The sequence below is a fragment of the Mesorhizobium sp. USDA 4132 genome, assembly GCF_056279545.1.
This window is the reverse complement of sequence record NZ_JBWCCP010000001.1, coordinates 2,462,325-2,480,964: the sequence shown is the minus strand read 5'-3', so window position 1 is coordinate 2,480,964 and position 18,640 is coordinate 2,462,325. Positions and strand designations below refer to the sequence as shown.

Below are 18,640 nucleotides of genomic sequence, written 5' to 3'. Positions count from 1 at the left end.
TATTTCTTTCTGTCACACCCGCTCCACAAACCCCTCAAGAACCCGCTTCTCTCCAGCCCGGTCGAACTCGATCGTCAGCTTGTTCCCCTCGATCGCCGAAATGTTCCCGTTCCCGAACTTGACGTGAAAGACCCTATCTCCGACTGAGAATTGCGAAGGCGTGTCGGCCACCGATTTGGCCACCAGTTCCCCGTCGATCGTCCGCGTGCGCGGGCCGCTTTCGCCGTAGCCGATGCGTTCCACGGCGTGGCCGGAGCGGGTGCCCCAGTTGTCGCGGGTGGCGTCGGTCTTGTTGGCCTGGGCGCGTTTCCAGCCGGGGGTGGAATAATTGTTGGCGAAGGGATCGGCCTTGTCGAAGCGTGACTGGCCGTAGCCGCCGCGTCCGCCATATCCGCCGTAATTGCTGTCTGACGCCGCGACGTCCACATGGGCGGCCGGCAGTTCTTCGAGGAAACGCGACGGCATGGTTGATTGCCACAGGCCGTGGATGCGGCGGTTCGAGACGAACCAGATGTGGCAGCGGTGCTTTGCGCGCGTCAGGCCGACATAGGCGAGACGGCGTTCTTCTTCCAGCCCCGAGCGGCCGCCCTCGTCGAGCGCCCGCTGGTGCGGAAACAGGCCTTCCTCCCAGCCGGGCAGGAAGACAGTGTCGAATTCCAGGCCCTTGGCCGAATGCAGCGTCATGATCGACACGGCATCGAGGTTTTCGTTGTTCTCGGCATCCATGACCAGCGAGACGTGCTCGAGGAAGCCGCGCATGCTCTCGAAAGCCTCCATGGAACGCACGAGTTCCTTGAGGTTTTCCAGCCGTCCCGGTGCTTCCGCCGACTTGTCGTTCTGCCACATGGCGGTATAGCCGCTCTCGTCGAGGATCTGCTCGGCAAGCGTGGTGTGCAACGTGTTTTCGAGCAGGCCCTGCCAGCGGCGGAAATCGGTGACGACGTCGAACAGCGCCTTGCGCGCCTTCGGCTTCAGTTCGTCGGTCTCGATGATGTCGGCCGCCGCCTGCAGCATGGGAATGTCGCGGGCGCGGGCGTAGTCGTGCAGGTAACGCACGGTCGTGTCGCCGAGGCCGCGCTTCGGGGTGTTGATGATCCGCTCGAAGGCGAGGTCGTCGGAGGGCTGGCAGACCATGCGGAAATAGGCCATGGCATCGCGGATTTCGAGCCGCTCGTAGAAGCGCGGGCCGCCGATGACGCGGTAGTTGAGGCCTAACGTTACGAACCGGTCTTCGAATTCGCGCATCTGGAACGAGGCGCGCACCAGGATCGCCATGTCGTTGAGCTTGTGCTTGCCGCGCTGGAGGTTCTCGATCTCCTCGCCGACGGCGCGCGCTTCCTCCTCCGAATCCCAGGCGGCATGCACCACCACCTTCTCGTCGTCGGGGTCGGAGCGGTCGGTGAACAGGGTCTTGCCGAGGCGGCCCTCGTTATGGGCGATCAGATGGCCGGCGGCGCCGAGGATGTGCTCGGTGGAGCGGTAGTTGCGCTCCAGCTTGATCACCTTGGCGCCCGGAAAATCCTTCTCGAAGCGCAGGATGTTGTCGACTTCCGCGCCGCGCCAGCCATAGATCGACTGGTCGTCGTCACCCACGCAGCAGACGTTCTGGGGAATGTCCTTCGGCCGCTGTGCAAGCAGCCGCAGCCACATATACTGGGCCGTGTTGGTGTCCTGGTACTCGTCGACAAGGATATAGCGGAATTTTCCGTGATATTCCTTGAGCAGATCCGGGTTCTTGCGGAAGATCGCGATCGGGTGCAGCAGAAGATCGCCGAAATCGCAGGCGTTCAGCGTGCGAAGCCGCGCCTGGTAGGCGGCATAGAGCTCGCGGCCCTTTCCGTTGGCAAATGCACGGGCGTCGCCCTCGGCAATGTCCGGCGGGGTAAGGCCCTTGTTCTTCCAGGTGTCGATCATGCCGGCGAACTGTTTTGCCGGCCAGCGTTTGTCGTCCAGTCCCTCGGCCTGGATCAACTGCTTGATCAGCCGCACCACGTCGTCGGTGTCGAGAATGGTGAAGTCGGAGCGAAGGCCAGCCAGTTCCGCATGGCGGCGCAGCAGTTTCACGCCGATCGAGTGGAAAGTGCCCATCCACGGCATGCCCTCGACGGCGCCGCCGACCAGAACGCCGACGCGTTCCTTCATCTCGCGGGCAGCCTTGTTGGTAAAGGTCACCGCAAGAATTTGTGATGGGTAGGCACTGCCGGTTGCCAGGATATGGGCGATGCGGGTGGTCAGCACCCGCGTCTTGCCCGTGCCCGCGCCCGCGAGCACGAGAACCGGTCCATTCAGCGTCTCGACCGCCAGCCGCTGCTCGGGGTTAAGGCCTGCGAGATAGTCGGGCGCACGATGCTGGTCGCGGGCCGCCATGGCCCGCGCGGCGATGCCGAGGCCGCCGCCATTGCCCGCGGCCTGCGCCGGAGCGGGGGCCGTGTTGCGCGGCGCCTGCGGGTGCTGCGGTTCTTCATCGAAGAACGGAATGTCGTCGAAACTGTTCGTCATGCGGCCAATGTAGTGATTCGGACCTGAAAGACCAGAAAATGTTCTGCTTTCATTCCCAGTCTCCACACAAGGCAAGGCTAAAGTGTGAAGAGGCTGCCGGTTGCGCTCTGCGAAAGCGGCAATTTTAGGAGTATAAGTATGCTTGCCGTCTAACATACCCGTGAGATTTCGCGAGGTTACATTTTTGTAAGGTTGCCGAAGACCCATTGCGTGAGCACCCGCAAAAAAGGATACTCCTGGGCAATATGGCCTTTTCGTGCCTCCTTCGGAGAATTGAATGCGGATTTGGAAACAGCTTCTGCTCTGTCTCGCCGTCCTGGCGGGAGCGCTGGCTCTGTGGGTTTACCTGGTGCCGAGTGCAGGAGCCACGCTTGCAAAGATCGGCGTTCCCGGTGGAGTGATTGCCGCCATAAGCCCGAAACATGCCCCGCAGCCCGCAACGACAGCAGCCGGCGGTGCCAACGGCAATGCGGCGGCGCGCCAGCAAGGCCAGGGCGCAGCACAGGGAAATTCGCAGAACGGAGCCGCGAACGCGGCCCAGAACAACGCGGGCCAGAACGGCCAGCGCGGTGCCGGCGGACAGGGCGGCCAGGGCGGACAGGGTGGCAACCGCGCCACGCTCGTCGTCGCCCAGCCGGTGGCGATCGGCACCGTCAACGACCGCCTCACGGCGATCGGCAGCGGCGAGGCGATCCAGTCCGTCGTCGTCATGCCGCAGTCTTCCGGCACGATCAACGAGATCAGGGTCGTTTCCGGCCAGAAGGTCACCAAGGGCCAGGTGCTCGCCCGCCTCGACGACGAAGAACAGACGATCGAGCGCGAAAAGGCGCAGGTCGCGCTGCAGAGCGCCCAGGAAAAATCCGCTTCCTACAAGAACCTCCAGTCGTTCTCGCGCCTCGACGTGCTCAATGCCCAGATCGCCGAACAGGCTGCCAAGCTTGCGCTCGCCACGGCCGAACTCAACTTGAAGCGCCGCGATATCGTCGCGCCGATCGAGGGCATCGCGGGCATCGTCGCGGTCAATATCGGCGACAACGTCACCACCCAGACCAATGTGGTGACGATCGACGACCGCACGGCTATTTTGGTCGATTTCTGGGCGCCGGAGCGTTTCGCCGTCGCCATCGAGCCGGGCCAGGCAGTCGACGCGAGCTCGATCGCCCGTCCGGGCCAGGTCTTCTCCGGCAAGGTCGAGGCGATCGACAACCGTATCGACGCGGCAAGCCGCACGATGCGCATCCGCGCCCGTGTCGAAAATCCGGGCGATGTTCTGCGCGCCGGCATGGCCTTCAATGTCGGCATGCGCTTTGCCGGCGAAAGCTACCCGGCGGTCGATCCGCTCGCCGTCCAGTGGGACGGCGAGGGTTCCTATGTCTGGCAGGTCAAGGACAATAAATCGGTCAAGACCCGGGTGCGCGTCGTTCAGCGCAATCCCGATGCGGTGCTCGTGGGCGCCGAGCTCCAAGAGGGCGACAGGATAGTGACCGAAGGTCTGCAACGGGTGAGGGAGGGGGCGTCGGTCCGGGTTTTCGGCGCGCCGGAAACCGCTGAGGTGGCGCGCCAATGAAGATGGAGCTTCCGGGGCATGGCCACGACGACGAGGGGAAGGGCGATGCGGAGAAATCCAGCCAGAGCTTCACCGCTCTCTTCGTCCGCCGGCCCGTTCTTGCCGCCGTCCTGAACACGCTGCTCGTCGTCGCGGGTCTTGCGGCGCTTGCCGGCGTCGAAGTGCGTGAACTTCCCGACGTCGACCAGCCGGTCATCACGGTACGCACCAATTACGACGGCGCCTCGCCGCAGACGATGGACCAGGAAGTCACCCAGGTCATCGAAGGCGCGGTCGCCCGCGTGTCCGGCCTGAAGGCGCTGTCATCGCAATCGCAGTTCGGTTCCAGCCGCGTGACGATGGAATTTTCCGATAGAATCAACCTGTCGGAAGCCGCCAACGATGTGCGCGATGCCGTCGGCCGGGTCATCAACAAATTGCCGGAAGATGCCGACGAGCCCCGCATCGTCAAGGCTGACGCCGATTCCGACGCCATCATGCGCCTGGCGGTGACATCCTCGAAGATGTCGATGGAAAACCTGACCCAGCTGGTCAAAAACGCGGTCGTCGACCGCCTCGCCGCCGTGGAAGGTGTGGCGGACGTCGAACTTTACGGCGACCAGGACAAGGTATTCCGCGTCGACATCAACCAGGCTGCGTTGGCCGGTCGCGGCTTGACCGTTGCCGACGTTTCCAAGGCGCTGTCGAGCGCCGCTCTCGACGTTCCGGCCGGTTCGCTGAAGAGCACGACGCAGGACATCGTCGTTCGCGCCACCGCCAGCCTCACCAAGCCGCAGGATTTCGAAAACGTGCTGATCGGGCCGAACGTCCGCATCCGCGATGTGGCGACCGTGGCGCTCGGCCCGGACGACGGCACGACCGTGTTGCGCGCCAACGGCGTGCAGGGCGTCGGCCTCGGCATTATCCGCCAGGCGCAGTCCAACACGCTTAACATTTCCGAAGGCGTCAAGGCCGCCGTCGCGGAGATGCAGAAGACCTTGCCGGAAGGCACCCGCATCGCGGTTACCGGCGACGACGCGATCTTCATCCAGGGCGCGCTGCACGAAGTCGAGACCGCATTGATGCTCTCGGCGGCGGTCGTCGTCGTGGTCATCTTCCTGTTCCTGCGCGACTGGCGCGCCACGCTGATCCCGGCGATCACGATGCCGGTGGCGCTGATCGGCACGCTGGTGGCGATCTATCTCGTCGGCTTCTCGATCAACATCCTGACGCTGCTCGCCATCGTGCTGGCGACCGGTCTGGTCGTCGACGACGCGATCGTCGTGCTCGAAAACATCGTCCGACGACGGGCGGAAGGCATGGGACCGCGCGCCGCCTCCGTGCTCGGCACCCAGGAAGTGTTTTTCGCCGTCATCGCGACGACCGCGACGCTCGCGGCCGTCTTCATTCCGCTGTCCTTCCTGCCCGGCCAGATCGGCGGCCTGTTCAAGGAATTCGGCTTCGTTCTCGCCTTTTCGGTGGCGCTGTCGTCGGTGACCGCCCTGACGCTCTGCCCAATGCTTGCGTCGCGCATGCTGACCAAGCCGATGAAGGAAGACCACGGCCTGCTCGGCGCCTTCGGCAACGCGTTTGCCAGCGTCTATGCGTCCTCGCTGCGGTTTTGCCTCAACGCGCCGCTTGTCGTCATCGTCGTCTCGGTGGTCTTCTCGGTCGCCGCCTACAACGTCTTCGGCCTCGTCAAGAGCGAGCTGACGCCGCGGGAAGACCGCGCCACGATCATGCTGCGCCTGACGACGCCGCAGGGCGTCAGCCTCGATTATACGCGCGATCAGATGCAGCGTGTCGAGGAGAACCTGAAGTCGCTGCGCGATTCCGGCGAGATCACTAATGTGTTCTCGATCTCGGGATTCGGCAGCAACACCAATAGCGGCTTCATGGTCCTGACGCTGGCGCCCTGGGACGAGCGCACCCGCAGCCAGGACCAGATCGCTGCCGACGTCAATGCTGCAGCGCTCAGGGTTCCGGCGCTGCGCGGCTTCACCATGCAGGCGAACAGCCTGAAGATCCGGGGCGCCGGCAACGGGCTGCAGATGGCGCTGGTCGGCAACGACTACGACCTCCTGACCTCGACCGCCCTGAAACTCGTCTCGCATATGGAAAGCGAAGGCGGCCGGTTCTTCGATACGCCGCGCCTCACCAACGAGCCGACCCAGGCGCAGCTTTCGGTGGCGATCGACCGCGAGCGGGCCTCCGACCTCGGCATCGACATTACCGGCCTGTCGACCGCGATGCAGTCGCTGCTCGAAGGGCGTTCCGTCGTCGACGTCTTCGTCAATGGCGATGCGCTGCCCGTCAAGCTCACCTCGACCACAAGGCCGATCGACGATCCGACCGATCTTGAAAACATCTTCCTGAAGACCGGCGACGGCAAGATCGTGCCGATGTCGACGATCGCGACCCTGAAGGAAGGCGCGGTTGCGCCGCAGCTCAACCGCGAACAGCAGCTCGCGTCGGTCTCCATCTCGTCGAACCTGCGCGACGGCGTGGCGCTCGGCGATGCGGTCAAGGAAGTCACGGCGATCGCCCAGCCGCTGCTGCCGGCCGGTGTCCGCCTGGTGCCGATGGCGGAGGCCAAGACGCTTGGCGAAAACTCCAACGCCATGCTGATGACCTTCGGTTTTGCGATCGCAATCATCTTCCTGGTTCTGGCGGCGCAGTTCGAAAGCGTCTTGTCGTCGATCATCATCATGTCGACCGTGCCGCTCGGGCTTGCCTGCGCCGCGATCGCACTGGTGCTGACCGGATCGAGCCTCAACGTCTACAGCCAGATCGGTCTCGTGCTGCTCGTCGGCGTCATGGCGAAGAACGGCATCCTGATCGTCGAGTTCGCCAATCAGCTGCGCGACCGCGGGTCAAGCGTGCGCGAGGCGATCGAAACCGCCTGCGCCCTTCGCCTGCGCCCGGTGATGATGACGATGATCGCCACCGTCATCGGCGGCGTGCCGCTGCTGCTGGCTCAAGGCGCCGGTGCGGAAGCCCGTATCGCTCTTGGCTGGGTGATCGTCGGCGGCCTCGGTTTTGCGGTCATCGTGACGCTGTTCATCACCCCGGTTGCCTATCTTCTGATCGCAGGCTTCGCCAAGCCGCATGTGCACGAGGAAGCACGGTTCCATCAGGAACTGGCGCATGCCACCCGCCGCAAGCCGGAAAAGCAGGACAACGAGGAAGAGGACGGCAAGGAACGGCTGCTCGCCGCGGAGTAACCGTCGAGCGACGATCCTTCGAGAGCGTCGGTTTCTGGCTTCCTCCCATCCTGCCTGTCCTCGGACCTGATCCGGGGACAGAAGAGATAATGTCGAGGTTTTTTGCGATCTACCGGCCCAGTAAGGCGTTGAGCTGACCGGCAAGCTCGCCGTCACCGGCGCGGTCCTCGGCCATCTTCTGGAACAATCCCGCCATTCCCCTGAAAATCTGCGAGGCCGGATCGTCTTCGCCGAGGAACGCGGCTATCTCCTCCATCTCCGCCACCCAACGATAGGCTTTTGCATACATGTCGGGAATGGCGCTTGTGAGTTTCCGGTCGAGATCGGGCGCGCTTTCGGCCATCTCCCGCTTAAGACTTTGGTCGGCACCCGATCCGATGGCAGCGAGAAGCATGGCGGTGCCGAGTCCGGTCATGCCCTTGTTGATGCCGGCATAACACATCTTTAGCGCCGAGGCCGCTCCGACAGCCCCTTCGATCCGGCGGACGTGAAGCCCGTGCGCAGCGAGAACGGCGCTTTTGTCCGCCCCGTCGCCACTGATATAGAGTTTTGGTCCGGCCTTTCCCGGCTGCGGCGGCAGGCCGATGATCGAGCCGTCCAGGACGTTCGCCTGGCCGGGCCTGAAAGCGGCTGCGACCGCATTCATCGTCTTTGGCGAGATCGCGTTGCAGTCGATGAATGTCACCGGGCTTGGCCGCGCTCCGATCGCCGCGGACAGACGTTCGGCAACGCCGATCGCCTCGGCGGGCGGAACGATCGACAGAACGATCTCCGCCCCGATAATGTCTTCAAGCGAGGCGGGTTCCATTCCGGCGGCCCTGGCCCGCTCGCGGGTCCCGGGTGAGCGGCCTTCCAGATAGGTCAGCACGCTCGCGCCGCCCTCCGCCAACTGCCGGCCGATCCCGCTCCCCATTGCGCCCGCGCCGATGATTGCAATTGTCGCCATCGCTGATCTCCTGAAATTTGATAAAGGCAGAACCTGATTTAGAGCATCGATCGGCGACTTGCAGGTGAACTATTTTGCGCCGGGACAAAAAGACCTGTCCGTGACGCGAAGGCCTTGCCGGCGATTCGCGCCCGGCACCCGGAAACTCACCCTGCCGGGGCGCAAGGACTTACCGGCACGGGAGGCTCATCGTCGACATCTCGCTGCGGTGGTCGGTTTCGAGACTTCTTATCGTCACAACGGTCACGAGCCGGGCCTGTTAAACTTGCGGCAACCTTGTGCATGGCATGGCATATCCCGCCACGCAGCAGAAGGAGAGACGTATGGCGCTGATCGGCTTCAAGAATACCCATAACCAGTCCGTATACATCAATCCCGCCCAGGTGCTTTACGTCACGACCTTCGAAGAGGAAGTCACCATCGTCGCTCTTGCGCTCGCCAGCACCGGCGGCAAGCCCACGGCCGTCTATGTCCGCGGCAATGTCGATCAGGTACAGCAGAGGCTGAGCGTAGCCATAGCGGGCTAGGTTCGGCATCGGGTTTCGCGGCCGGCATCCTATTTCGAGTTCGTTGGCAGCGCCGTCGCGGGGATGTCCCAAGCTTCACCCGCCTGTCGGCTCAACGACTTAGTTTAATTTTCCACCTCTCTCATCCCCGCCTTCCCAACCCGTGCCTAAAATCCCCCCGTTCCGTCGCGGATACACCGGCAGGCGTGCCGGCGAGGCGGGACCGGCGCCGGGTGGGAGGAAACGACGTAAGTCCTTCCATTCGGGGTTCGCGGAAAATGGTCTCCCTCCGGCGACGCGGGACGGATGAGAAGCTGTCGGACCGACTTCTCGTTTCGTTTTCCGTCATGGTGCGTCGGGCGTGCCTGTGAGGCACACAGGGCGATGGGGCCGCGCCGCGCGGCGTCCGAGGGTTTTTCAAGAAACCCGGATTGTGCGGCGCAGGTGGAAGACGATGCCGGGCGGCAGTCATGGCCTGCGGCATCCTGGTCTGCGAGCGTGCATGACACCCTCTGTCGGAGGGGCACGCAACCGTTCCCACAACCCCCGTCATCGCAGAGGGACCGAAGTCGCGGATATTAACCGCCGAACGGGGCGCTGAGAGGTGTCACTTATTACTTATCTTACGAGGCAGCTTTCAGCGCCCCGTCCGATTCAAAAAACCGAAATCGCCAAGGCCGGATTCCGCCCGATCGGCCCACCGCTGTTCCGTCTGGACAAAACCCGACCCGTCGCCTAACCAATCCCTTGAAAAGACAAGGAGGAGAATGGCCATGGCGATCAAGGACGTGAAGGCGGGCCTTCGCAACGAAGAGGGCATCTCGACGGTCCTCGGCATCCTCAAGCAATCCTTCGGGGAGCGTTTTCAGACCGGCCAGTCGTTTCGCGAGCAGCACGCCCATACGACGACCTATCTGCCGGCCCAGCTTCCGGACGGCGTCGTCTTCGCTGAAAGCGCCGATGACGTCAAAGCCGTTGTCAGGGCCTGTGCCGACCATCGGGTACCGGTCGTGCCCTTCGGTATCGGTTCCTCGCTCGAAGGCCAGGTGAATGCGCCGTCGGGCGGCATCTCGATCGATTTCAGCCGCATGAACAAGGTGCTTCGGGTCAGCCCGGCGGATCTCGACGTGACGGTCGAGCCCGGCATCACCCGCGAGGAACTGAACCGTGAGCTTCGCGACACCGGCCTGTTCTTCCCGATCGATCCCGGCGCCAATGCCTCGATCGGCGGCATGACCGCCACCCGCGCCTCCGGCACCAACGCGGTGCGCTACGGCACGATGAAGGACAATGTCCTGTCGCTCACCGTCGTCACCGCCGACGGCGAGGAAATCCGCACCGCGCAGCGGGCCCGGAAATCTTCGGCCGGCTACGACCTGACCCGTCTCTTCGTCGGCTCGGAAGGAACGCTCGGCGTCATCACCTCGGTGACGTTGAGGCTGCAGGGCATTCCGGAAAAGATCGGCGGCGGCGTCTGCGCCTTTCCGAGCGTCAAGGCCGCCTGTGACGCCGTGATCATGACCATCCAGATGGGCATTCCGGTCGCCCGCATCGAACTGCTGGACGACGTGCAGATGCGGGCCTGCAATGCCTATTCGAAACTCTCTTATCCGGAAAAGCCGACGCTGTTCCTGGAATTTCACGGCACCGAGGAAACGGTGGCGCTGCAGTCGGCGCAGTTTGCCGAGATCGCCACCGAGTGCAGCGGCGACGACTTCCTGTGGACCGCCAATGCCGAGGAGCGGGCAAAGCTGTGGAACGCGCGGCACAATGCCTACTGGGCGAGCCGGGCGCTGGCGCCGGAACTCGACGGCCTGTCGACCGACGTCTGCGTGCCGATCTCGCGGCTTGCCGAATGCGTAGCCGAAACCCAGGCCGATATTGCGGAACAGGGGTTGCTGGCGCCCATCGTCGGCCATGCGGGCGACGGCAATTTCCACGTCCTGGTGCTCTTCGACGGTAAGGATCCGGCTTCGGTCGACAAGGTCGAGGCGTTCATCGGCCGTCTCAACCACCGGGCACTTGCGATGGACGGAACCTGCACCGGCGAGCATGGCATCGGCCAGGGCAAGATGTCGTTCCTGGAAGAGGAACTGGGCGGTGCAGTCCAGCTGATGCGGACCATCAAACAGGGGCTCGATCCCAAGAATATCTTCAATCCCGGCAAGATCTTCAGGAATGCCGAATGAGATGCTCCCGCAAGCTTGACTTGCCTGCGAACCCAATAGAACTAGTCTCTTAGCAAGATCAGGGAGACGGATACCGTGCTCGGACGCATCCTGTTGGCATTCGGCGGATTGGTGGTGGTGGCGCTGTTCACGGCGCTGCTCGCTCCGTTGTTCGTCGACTGGGCGAGCCTGCGGGTAAGCTTCGAGGAACAGGCAAGCCGCATCATCGGCAAGAAGGTCACCGTCCACGGCAATGTTGACGCGCGTATACTGCCGTTTCCCTCAGTCACCCTGCACGACGTAAGGGTGGGGGCCGATACGGATGGCCAGCCTTTGGTGCAGATCGCGCAATTCTCGATGGATATGGAGCTTGCGCCCTTCCTCTCCGGCGAGGCGCGGATCTTCGACATGCGCATCGAGCAGCCGAAGGCGCGGGTCCGGCTGCTGAAGGACGGCACGCTCGACTGGATGCGCGGCAGCCGCGCCGCGATCCCGGCTCATACCGTGGTCATCGAGGACGTGCATGTCACCGGCGGCGAGATCGACCTGATCGACGAACAATCCGGTCAATCGCGGCAGATCACCGGTTTTGCCGGCGACTTTTCCGCAGGTTCGCTGCGCGGTCCCTGGCGCGGCGAGGGCAATGCGACGCTCGACGGTTATGAGACCCGGTTCAACCTCGCGAGCGGCACGGCGGATGCCGAGGGCAAGCGTATGCCGCTGCGTCTCAGGCTCTGGCCGGATGCGCAGCCCGTCGAGATCAATCTCGACGGCGAGCTTACCGTTGCCGACAACAGGCCTGCCTATAACGGCAACTTCACCCTTGATTTCCTGCAGGAGGAGGACGAGACCGAACCGGTGACGCCGCCACCGCCAGGACCGCGCCTGAAGGGCGGTTTCGAGGTCACCAATGAGCGCATCCGTATTCCGCAATACCGGCTTGAAGTCGGGGCAAGTGACAATCCTTACGTGGTGACCGGTGAGGCGACGCTCGATACCGGCAACAAGCCTGAATTCCTGCTGACGGCCGATGGCCAGCAGATCGACGTCAACCGGTTGGGCGACGGCGCGCGGGCCAAGACCGGTCGCGATGCCGCCGCTTCGGCGCAGCGCCGCATCAACAATTTCATCCGGCTGGCGGCGTCTATTCCCATTCCGCAGGTGCCGGGCCGCGCCAGCCTGAGGCTGCCGGCGATCGTCGCCAACGATACGACCATCCGCGACATCAGGCTCGACATACGACCGGCGGGCCGTGGCTGGACGGTGGACAACGTGGTGGCGACCCTGCCGGGCCGCACGCAGCTGGAGGCGAAGGGCAGCCTCGTGCTTCGCGACCGGACGTCCTTCGTCGGCGATATGCTGGTCGCTTCCAGCCAGCCGTCCGGCCTTTCCGACTGGCTTTCCGGACGGGTGGCCCCCGAACTGCGCCAGCTGCGCTCAGCCGGCTTTTCGGCGAAGGTCAATCTCACACCCGACCTGCAACGGTTCGACAATCTCGAACTGGCGATCGGGCCTGCGACGCTCAAGGGCCGTCTGGAACGGCAGTCGACCCAGGGGCAGACGCCGAACCTGTCGATGAGCCTTGCCGGCAACGAGATCGATATCGACGCCATGCGGGCGCTTGCCTCGCTGTTGACCGGCGACGATGCCGGTCAGGATGTGCTGGACCACCGCGTCGCAGCGACGCTGAAGGCCGACCGTTTTACCGCCTTCGGGGTTGCCGCCAACAATGTCGATACCGCTTTCACCGTGGCTGGCGGAGCGCTTTCGCTGGAGCGCCTGACGGTCGGCAATATCGAAGGGGCGACGATATCGGCACGAGGCCGCATCGAAGGCTCGCTGCTTGCCTATTCGGGCACTGGCAACCTCTCGTTTCGTTCCCGCGATCCGACGGCCTTCCTGACCATGCTGCGCAACCGGCTGCCTGCGCATCCGGCTCTGGCCCGGCTTGCCGCAAACGGCGCCTGGTTCGCCAACACGGATCTCGGCGCAAACCTTACGGTCGGCGGAAGCTCGAACGGGGTGGAGATCGTCCTCAAGGGCAAGACGAACGGCAGCGCGGTCAATGCCGACCTTAAGCTTCCCGGCCTGTTCGACCTGACCAGCGACCCCGACATGACGCTCGTCGCCTCGCTCGACAATCCGGACCCGATGGTTCTTCTCGGTCAGGCGGGTCTCGATCCCCTGCCTTTCGAAGGAGACGGCACCGGCGAACTGCTGCTCAACGTACATCAGGGGCCGGGTGCCACGGCAAAGACCGCGTTGTCGTTTACGACCGCAAAGACCTCGCTGGACGTCAAGGGTGACATGCGGATCGGCAGCGACGGTTTTGGGGAGGGTAGCGGTCACGTGACGCTGCGGAGCGCCGATCTGGAACCCTATCTGCTGATGAACGGTATCGCGCTGCCGCAATTCGGGACCGGTCTGCCGGTCACGCTCGATGCGGATGTCAGCATGACGCCGGAGACGGTCAAGATTGCGGCGCTCACCGGCGCGGCGGACGGCAACGCGATCAGCGGCGATATCGCCGTCGACCGCAAGGCGCCGGGCATGCCGGCGACAGGCTCGCTCAACCTCGACAACCTCGACCTCGCCTGGCTCGGCGAGGCGATCTACGGGCCGGTCAGCGATCCGAAGAGCGGTGCGTTTTCTTCAAAACCCTTCGCCCCGCCGGTCTTTTACGGCGCGGATGTCGCTCTCGACGTCAAGGCGCGGACGTTTCACACGGGCGCGTTCGGCAATATCGACGATTTTTCGGCCCGCGTCACGCATCGCAGCGGCGGCATCACCATCGAGAATGGTGCCGGCAACTGGCAGGGCGGCCGGCTGGCCGGCCGGCTGCTGATGTCGAACGGTGACGGAACGGGACTTCTGCAGGCCCGGCTTTCGGCTGAGAACGCCGATCTTGCGCCGCTCGTCTGGACGAAAGGCGGAAAGCCGGTTGCCGACGGAAAGCTGGATTTCAACATGTCCGCCGAATCGACCGGCAAGACCCTGGCCGAGCTCCTTGGCGCCACGAGCGGCTCGGCCGAGTTGCGGCTGAAGGGCCTGACCATTGCCGGCATCAATCCCGATGCGCTGAAGCCCCTGATGGCCGGGGTGGACAAGCTGGGCGGAGAAATCACGGAAGCGAGGGTCCGGCCGATTGTTTCCAGCCTGCTGCATCAGGGAAATGCGGCGATCGGCAACGTCACCGTTCCGGTGACGATCACGGCGGGCGAAGCGCGGGCGCAGAATATTGCAGCCGCTGTCGGCACGACAAAACTGTCGGGCGAGGGGCGCTTCGATCTGCTCGACGACCGCCTGAGCGCGAACCTGGCGATCACCTACAATGCCGGCGACGAAGCGCTGGCCGGCGGCGATCCGACAATCCGGCTCGATTATTCGGGAGATATTGCCGCGCCCACCGAAAGGATCGATATCGCGGCGATGACCAATTTCCTGTCGCAACGCGCCTTCGAGCAGCAGCGGCGGCGCGTGGAAACCCTGCAGGCGAGCGTTCTGGAAAAGCAGCGCCTTCGCCGCGAGGTGGCGCTTTATAATTTCCAGGCAATCGAGCGGCAGGCGGCCCGCGAAAAGGCGGCGGCTGAAGAGCGCGCCCGCCAGCAGGCAGCGGAAGCGGAACGTCAGCGCCAGGGCGTGGAGGCGGCGGCCCGAGCGGCGGAAGAAATGCGTCAGCGCCAGATCAGCCAGCCGCCGCAACTCATCGTGCCGCCGACCGACGACGCGATCCGTCAGAACTTCCCGAGCCTTCCGTCCGCGGGCACGCCCAACATACCGAGCCTGCCGGGGGTGCAGCGATAGCTGCCGCAACGCGTTCGGATCTATTTAGGAGGACTTGAGCCAGGTGAGGACGTGGACGCGCAACGCCGAGGAGAGATTGCTGCCGGCACCCCTTTGATCGTCGATCTCGGCGATCAGGGTTGCCAGGCTGATATCGCGTTTTGTGGCGATCGCTTTCAGCTCGAGCCAGAATTCGTCTTCGAGCGAAAAACTGGTGCGATGACCGTGAAGGGTCGCGGAATGTTTGCGGATCACGAAACTCTCCGGACCTTCTGAACAAGCTCGCTTATTCAGACTGTGGTACTTCCGGCGTCAAGCCGATCGGCGCAAGCCTGGTTAGCAGATCCTTAATATGCACCGGACGGAAACTCAGTCGTCCTTGCCGGGCTTTTCCAGGTGGCCCTGCTCGAGCCCCTTCTCCGCCTTGTCGTTGCGTGCCTTGGTCAGCGACTTTTCGGCCTTGGTCCGGCCGAAGGTGAGGCGGTTCTGTTCCGCCTCCTTTTCCTTTTCGCGCCGTTCCTTAGCTTTGCGGAACTGGCGAAGGTTGACGATTTCGGCGCTCATGGCTGACGCGCCTCCCGGCGCTTACTGCTTCTTGCGGAAGGAATCGAGCGAGATGACGGAGCCGGGCTTCTTCTCTTCGCCGGGCTTGGCTTCGGTATCGGTGGACTTGGAAACGGCTTCGACAGGGATGGCCGTGATTTCGGCGGTGGTGTTTTCGTCCTCGTCGGCGAGCGGCACTTCGAACTCAAGTTCGAAATTCACCGACGGATCGTAGAAGCCGCGAATGGCATTGAAGGGAACGACCAGGCGTTCCGGCGTGTCGGAGAAGGAAAGGCCCACTTCGAACTGGGTTTCGGAGACCTTGAGGTCCCAGAACTGATGCTGGACGACAATGGTCATCTGTTCGGCATATTTCGCTTTGAGGTGCTGCGAGATGCGCACGCCCGGGGCGCCGGTCAGGAAGGTGATGAAGAAATGATGCTCGCCCGGCAGACGGCCGGTGGCCGCAACCTCGGTCAAAACCTTACGGATGACGCCGCGCAAAGCGTCCTGCGCCAGAATATCGTAACGGATGTGGTCCTGCCCCATACGGTCCTGTCTTTCCATTCTCTCGTCTTTTAGTCAGACGCGTTATGCCATGCCGGCCCGGTGCGGGGAAGCCCCGACGAGCATCCGAGTCAGTTCCATAGTATTCGACTGGGGAGCGAAGGTGAAGGCTTCTGTTGCCAGGTGCCTTCGGACCCCGCCTTAAAGTGCTACCTCTAAGGACTTAGTTCGGATTTCCCGCACCGCCATTAGGCAGCGAGAGCATAACCCTTAGCGTTGTTGTCGTTTGCAACTACACTTTTTGACCCGATAACGGTGGTATCATGCCGAGCAAAAGTTCGATCTTTAAGCCCTTGTCGATCCTATTTCGCCCCCATCAAAAGCCGGTCCGCAAGGTTTTCCATGCGACCGACCGGTTTTTGGTGGAGGCGCCGGGTACCGCCCCCGGGTCCAATAGGTTTATTACACCGGCCGTTTATTGCCATAGCCGGACCGAAGTCCGGCAACCGTCATATAGGCGCTTCGCCCCTCGGTGAAAAGGGGTGGCCGGCGTGAAAGACCCCGATAATCCGATCGTCACGATGATTTTCGCACGGGCCCAGAGGAATTGACCTCCTCGCGGCGGTTTGCGGTCATGCAAACAGAATTGAACCCCGCAATCGATCGCCACTGTGGCGCCGTGGTTTTCGGATGGCCTTCCGAAAGGTAAGGCCGCGCTGCCGGAAGGAAGCGCGGCCTTGGGGTCACTTTACCTGCGTGACCGTCAGCTTGCCGTTGACGCGTTCAGCGACGAACTGCACCTTGGCGCCTTCCTTCAGCTTGGTCAGCAACGCGTCGTCGCCGACCTGAAAGACCATGGTCATCGCGGGCATTCCGAGATCCTTCAGCTCCTCGTGGATGAGCGTGACCTTCTTGGCTCCGTTATCGAGCTTCTTGACGGTGCCCTTGGTGAATTCCTGAGCAAACGCCCCGGCGGGGGATGTAAGGGTGAGTGCTGCGACGACAGCAAATTTGAGAGCGGTTTTCATAGGCTTTTGCTTCCTTGTTGCTTACTTGTCGGCGACCGTGACGTCGCCGTGCATTCCGGCGTCGTAGTGGCCGGGAACGAGGCAGGCGATCTTGAAGACGCCGTCGTTGGTGAATTTCCAGACGATGTCGCCGGACTTGCCGGCCTTGAGGCGGATCGCGTTCGGATCGTCATGTTCCATGTCCGGGAACTTTTCCATGACCGCCTTGTGCTCCATCACCTTGGCTTCCTGGTCGAGGACAAATTCGTGATCGAGTTCGCCTTCGTTCTTGATGGTGAAGCGAACGGTCTGGCCTTTGCGGACCTTGAAGTCGTTCGGGGTGAAGATCATCTTGCCGTCGGGCGTCTCCTTCATGCTGATCCGGATCGTCTGGCTGACTTTCGACTTGTCTCCAGGTTCGCCGGCGGCGATCTCGCCGTGGCCGCCCGCATGACTGCCCGACGCGAGGACCGGGGTTGCGAGTGTGGCCAGGAGGAGGCCGAGGATTGCAGTTTTCATGGTCATGTCCTTTTGCTTGGGAGTGTTTAGATCAGCCGTGGCTCGAATGTTTCGAAGGCGGCTGCGTCTTTGCGTCTTTGGCCTTGGGCGCGTCGGGGAGGTTTCCCGTCCACTCCCAGGCCTGTGTGCCGGGTGGGTTTTCGTACCAACCCGGATCGGTGAAATCGCCCGCCGAGATGCCTTCGCGGACCTTCACCACCGAGAACATGCCGCCCATCTCGATGGGGCCGTGAGGTCCCCAACCAGTCATCATGGGAACGGTGTTCTCCGGTATCTCCATCGACATTTCGCCCATATCCGCCATGCCGGCGGTGCCCATGGGGACGTATTCGGGACGAAACTGCCGGATTTTCTTTGCGACTTCCTTTTTGTCGACACCGATAAACGTCGGGATTTCGTGTCCCATCGCGTTCATCGTGTGGTGCGACTTGTGGCAATGGATCGCCCAATCCCCGACATGTTTCGCATCGAACTCGTAGGCCCGCATGGCGCCCACCGGAATGTCGATGCTGACCTCCGGCCAGCGTGCCTCGGGTCGGACCCAGCCGCCATCCGTGCACGTCACCTCGAAGTCGTAGCCGTGCATGTGGATCGGATGGTTGGTCATCGTCAGGTTGCCGACGCGGACGCGGACCTTGTCGTTCTTCGAGACGACCCAGCGGATCGATGCCGGGGAAGATGCGGCTGTTCCAGGTCCAGAGATTGAAGTCGGTCATCTCCATGACGCGCGGCACATAGGTGCCGGGATCGATGTCGTACGCGCTGAGCAGGAAGACGAAGTCGCGGTCCACCGGCATGAACTTCGGGTCCTTGGGATGAACGACGAAGAAGCCCATCATGCCCATCGCCATCTGGACCATCTCGTCCGAATGCGGGTGGTACATGAAGGTGCCGGACTTCACGAGGTCGAACTCGTAGACGAAGGTCTTGCCGACGGGAATGTGGGGTTGCGAAAGACCGCCCACACCGTCCATCCCCGACGGCACGATCATGCCGTGCCAGTGGACCGTCGTATGCTCCGGCAACTTGTTGGTCACGAAGATACGAACGCGATCGCCTTCGACGGCCTCGATCGTCGGTCCCGGCGACTGGCCGTTGTAGCCCCACAGATAGGCGGTCATGCCTTCGGCCATCTCGCGTTCCACCGGCTCCGCGACGAGGTGAAACTCCTTGACGCCGTTGTTCATCCGGAAGGGCAGGGTCCATCCGTTCAGGGTCACGACCGGGTTATAATCCGGACCGACGGATGGCCGAACAGGCGCCTGGGTTGCGGCGGAATCCATGATGGCCGCCTCCGGCAGACCCATGTTCGAGGTCTGACCCCAGGCCTGTGAGGAGACGAGTGCGGCACCGGCGGCACCTGCCCCGAGCAATTGTCTTCTACTGAACATT

The 18,640-nt window shown here is 63.0% G+C and carries 12 protein-coding genes, 1 other RNA gene and 1 pseudogene; 5 read left to right on the top strand and 9 right to left on the bottom strand.

Annotated elements, in window-relative coordinates; translation table 11 throughout:
• Nucleotides 1-12 precede the first annotated feature (12 nt).
• A complete protein-coding gene (locus ACZ9IU_RS12770) occupies nt 13-2,499 on the bottom strand; it encodes an ATP-dependent helicase (protein ID WP_038543478.1) in 2,487 nt (828 codons plus the stop codon).
• 277 nt (nt 2,500-2,776) lie between these two features.
• Between ACZ9IU_RS12770 and ACZ9IU_RS12765 the strand changes: the two genes are divergently transcribed.
• Complete coding sequence (locus ACZ9IU_RS12765) at nt 2,777-4,066, top strand: efflux RND transporter periplasmic adaptor subunit (RefSeq protein ID WP_038543476.1); 1,290 nt, start codon at nt 2,777-2,779, stop codon at nt 4,064-4,066.
• A 2-nt stretch (nt 4,067-4,068) separates the two neighbouring features.
• Nucleotides 4,069-7,269, top strand: a complete 3,201-nt coding sequence (locus ACZ9IU_RS12760; RefSeq protein ID WP_051900117.1) for an efflux RND transporter permease subunit — start codon at nt 4,069-4,071, stop codon at nt 7,267-7,269.
• A gap of 109 nt (nt 7,270-7,378) precedes the next feature.
• On the opposite strand, the gene ACZ9IU_RS12755 is transcribed toward ACZ9IU_RS12760, so the two are convergent.
• Nucleotides 7,379-8,215 (bottom strand): NAD(P)-dependent oxidoreductase, encoded by an 837-nt coding sequence (locus ACZ9IU_RS12755; protein WP_038543472.1) that lies wholly within the window; start codon nt 8,213-8,215, stop codon nt 7,379-7,381.
• A 323-nt stretch (nt 8,216-8,538) separates the two neighbouring features.
• Between ACZ9IU_RS12755 and ACZ9IU_RS12750 the strand changes: the two genes are divergently transcribed.
• The 3 genes from ACZ9IU_RS12750 (at nt 8,539) to ACZ9IU_RS12740 (ending at nt 14,693) form a co-directional block, all read left to right on the top strand.
• Nucleotides 8,539-8,742 (top strand): hypothetical protein, encoded by a 204-nt coding sequence (locus tag ACZ9IU_RS12750; protein WP_038543470.1) that lies wholly within the window; start codon nt 8,539-8,541, stop codon nt 8,740-8,742.
• A gap of 752 nt (nt 8,743-9,494) precedes the next feature.
• Entirely contained in the window at nt 9,495-10,910 is a 1,416-nt protein-coding gene (locus ACZ9IU_RS12745) for an FAD-binding oxidoreductase (protein ID WP_038543468.1), read from the top strand.
• A 75-nt stretch (nt 10,911-10,985) separates the two neighbouring features.
• Nucleotides 10,986-14,693, top strand: a complete 3,708-nt coding sequence (locus tag ACZ9IU_RS12740) for an AsmA family protein (RefSeq protein ID WP_065814774.1) — start codon at nt 10,986-10,988, stop codon at nt 14,691-14,693.
• 24 nt (nt 14,694-14,717) lie between these two features.
• Here the strand turns inward: ACZ9IU_RS12740 and ACZ9IU_RS12735 are convergent, their stop codons facing one another.
• The 7 genes and pseudogenes from ACZ9IU_RS12735 to ACZ9IU_RS12705 all read right to left on the bottom strand — a co-directional run bounded on the left by ACZ9IU_RS12735 (nt 14,718) and on the right by ACZ9IU_RS12705 (nt 18,639).
• The gene (locus ACZ9IU_RS12735) at nt 14,718-14,927 is read right to left on the bottom strand and encodes a ribbon-helix-helix domain-containing protein (protein WP_038543466.1); all 210 of its coding nucleotides are present in this window, start codon (nt 14,925-14,927) and stop codon (nt 14,718-14,720) included.
• 114 nt (nt 14,928-15,041) lie between these two features.
• Nucleotides 15,042-15,236, bottom strand: a complete 195-nt coding sequence (locus ACZ9IU_RS12730) for a DUF4169 family protein (RefSeq protein WP_038543464.1) — start codon at nt 15,234-15,236, stop codon at nt 15,042-15,044.
• Between the two features lie 21 nt (nt 15,237-15,257).
• A complete protein-coding gene (locus ACZ9IU_RS12725) occupies nt 15,258-15,764 on the bottom strand; it encodes an SspB family protein (protein WP_038543462.1) in 507 nt (168 codons plus the stop codon).
• 120 nt (nt 15,765-15,884) lie between these two features.
• Nucleotides 15,885-16,265, bottom strand: a transfer-messenger RNA (tmRNA) gene (gene ssrA, locus ACZ9IU_RS12720).
• A gap of 200 nt (nt 16,266-16,465) precedes the next feature.
• Complete coding sequence (locus ACZ9IU_RS12715) at nt 16,466-16,750, bottom strand: copper-binding protein (RefSeq protein WP_038543460.1); 285 nt, start codon at nt 16,748-16,750, stop codon at nt 16,466-16,468.
• Nucleotides 16,751-16,771: 21 nt separating this feature from the next.
• Nucleotides 16,772-17,248 (bottom strand): cupredoxin domain-containing protein, encoded by a 477-nt coding sequence (locus tag ACZ9IU_RS12710; RefSeq protein WP_038549284.1) that lies wholly within the window; start codon nt 17,246-17,248, stop codon nt 16,772-16,774.
• A 31-nt stretch (nt 17,249-17,279) separates the two neighbouring features.
• Nucleotides 17,280-18,639 (bottom strand): annotated as a pseudogene (locus ACZ9IU_RS12705) (multicopper oxidase family protein).
• Nucleotide 18,640: the final 1 nt, after the last annotated feature.

Excerpts from the sequence above, each read along its gene's own strand:
- ACZ9IU_RS12710 (WP_038549284.1), bottom strand. The coding sequence starts at position 17,248 with ATGAAAACTGCAATCCTCGGCCTCCTCCTGGCCACACTCGCAACCCCG.
- ACZ9IU_RS12715 (WP_038543460.1), bottom strand. The coding sequence starts at position 16,750 with ATGAAAACCGCTCTCAAATTTGCTGTCGTCGCAGCACTCACCCTTACA.
- ACZ9IU_RS12750 (WP_038543470.1), top strand. The coding sequence starts at position 8,539 with ATGGCGCTGATCGGCTTCAAGAATACCCATAACCAGTCCGTATACATC.
- ACZ9IU_RS12770 (WP_038543478.1), bottom strand. The coding sequence starts at position 2,499 with ATGACGAACAGTTTCGACGACATTCCGTTCTTCGATGAAGAACCGCAG.
- ACZ9IU_RS12755 (WP_038543472.1), bottom strand. The coding sequence starts at position 8,215 with ATGGCGACAATTGCAATCATCGGCGCGGGCGCAATGGGGAGCGGGATC.
- ACZ9IU_RS12745 (WP_038543468.1), top strand. The coding sequence starts at position 9,495 with ATGGCGATCAAGGACGTGAAGGCGGGCCTTCGCAACGAAGAGGGCATC.
- ACZ9IU_RS12725 (WP_038543462.1), bottom strand. The coding sequence starts at position 15,764 with ATGGGGCAGGACCACATCCGTTACGATATTCTGGCGCAGGACGCTTTG.
- ACZ9IU_RS12760 (WP_051900117.1), top strand. The coding sequence starts at position 4,069 with ATGGAGCTTCCGGGGCATGGCCACGACGACGAGGGGAAGGGCGATGCG.
- ACZ9IU_RS12730 (WP_038543464.1), bottom strand. The coding sequence starts at position 15,236 with ATGAGCGCCGAAATCGTCAACCTTCGCCAGTTCCGCAAAGCTAAGGAA.
- ACZ9IU_RS12765 (WP_038543476.1), top strand. The coding sequence starts at position 2,777 with ATGCGGATTTGGAAACAGCTTCTGCTCTGTCTCGCCGTCCTGGCGGGA.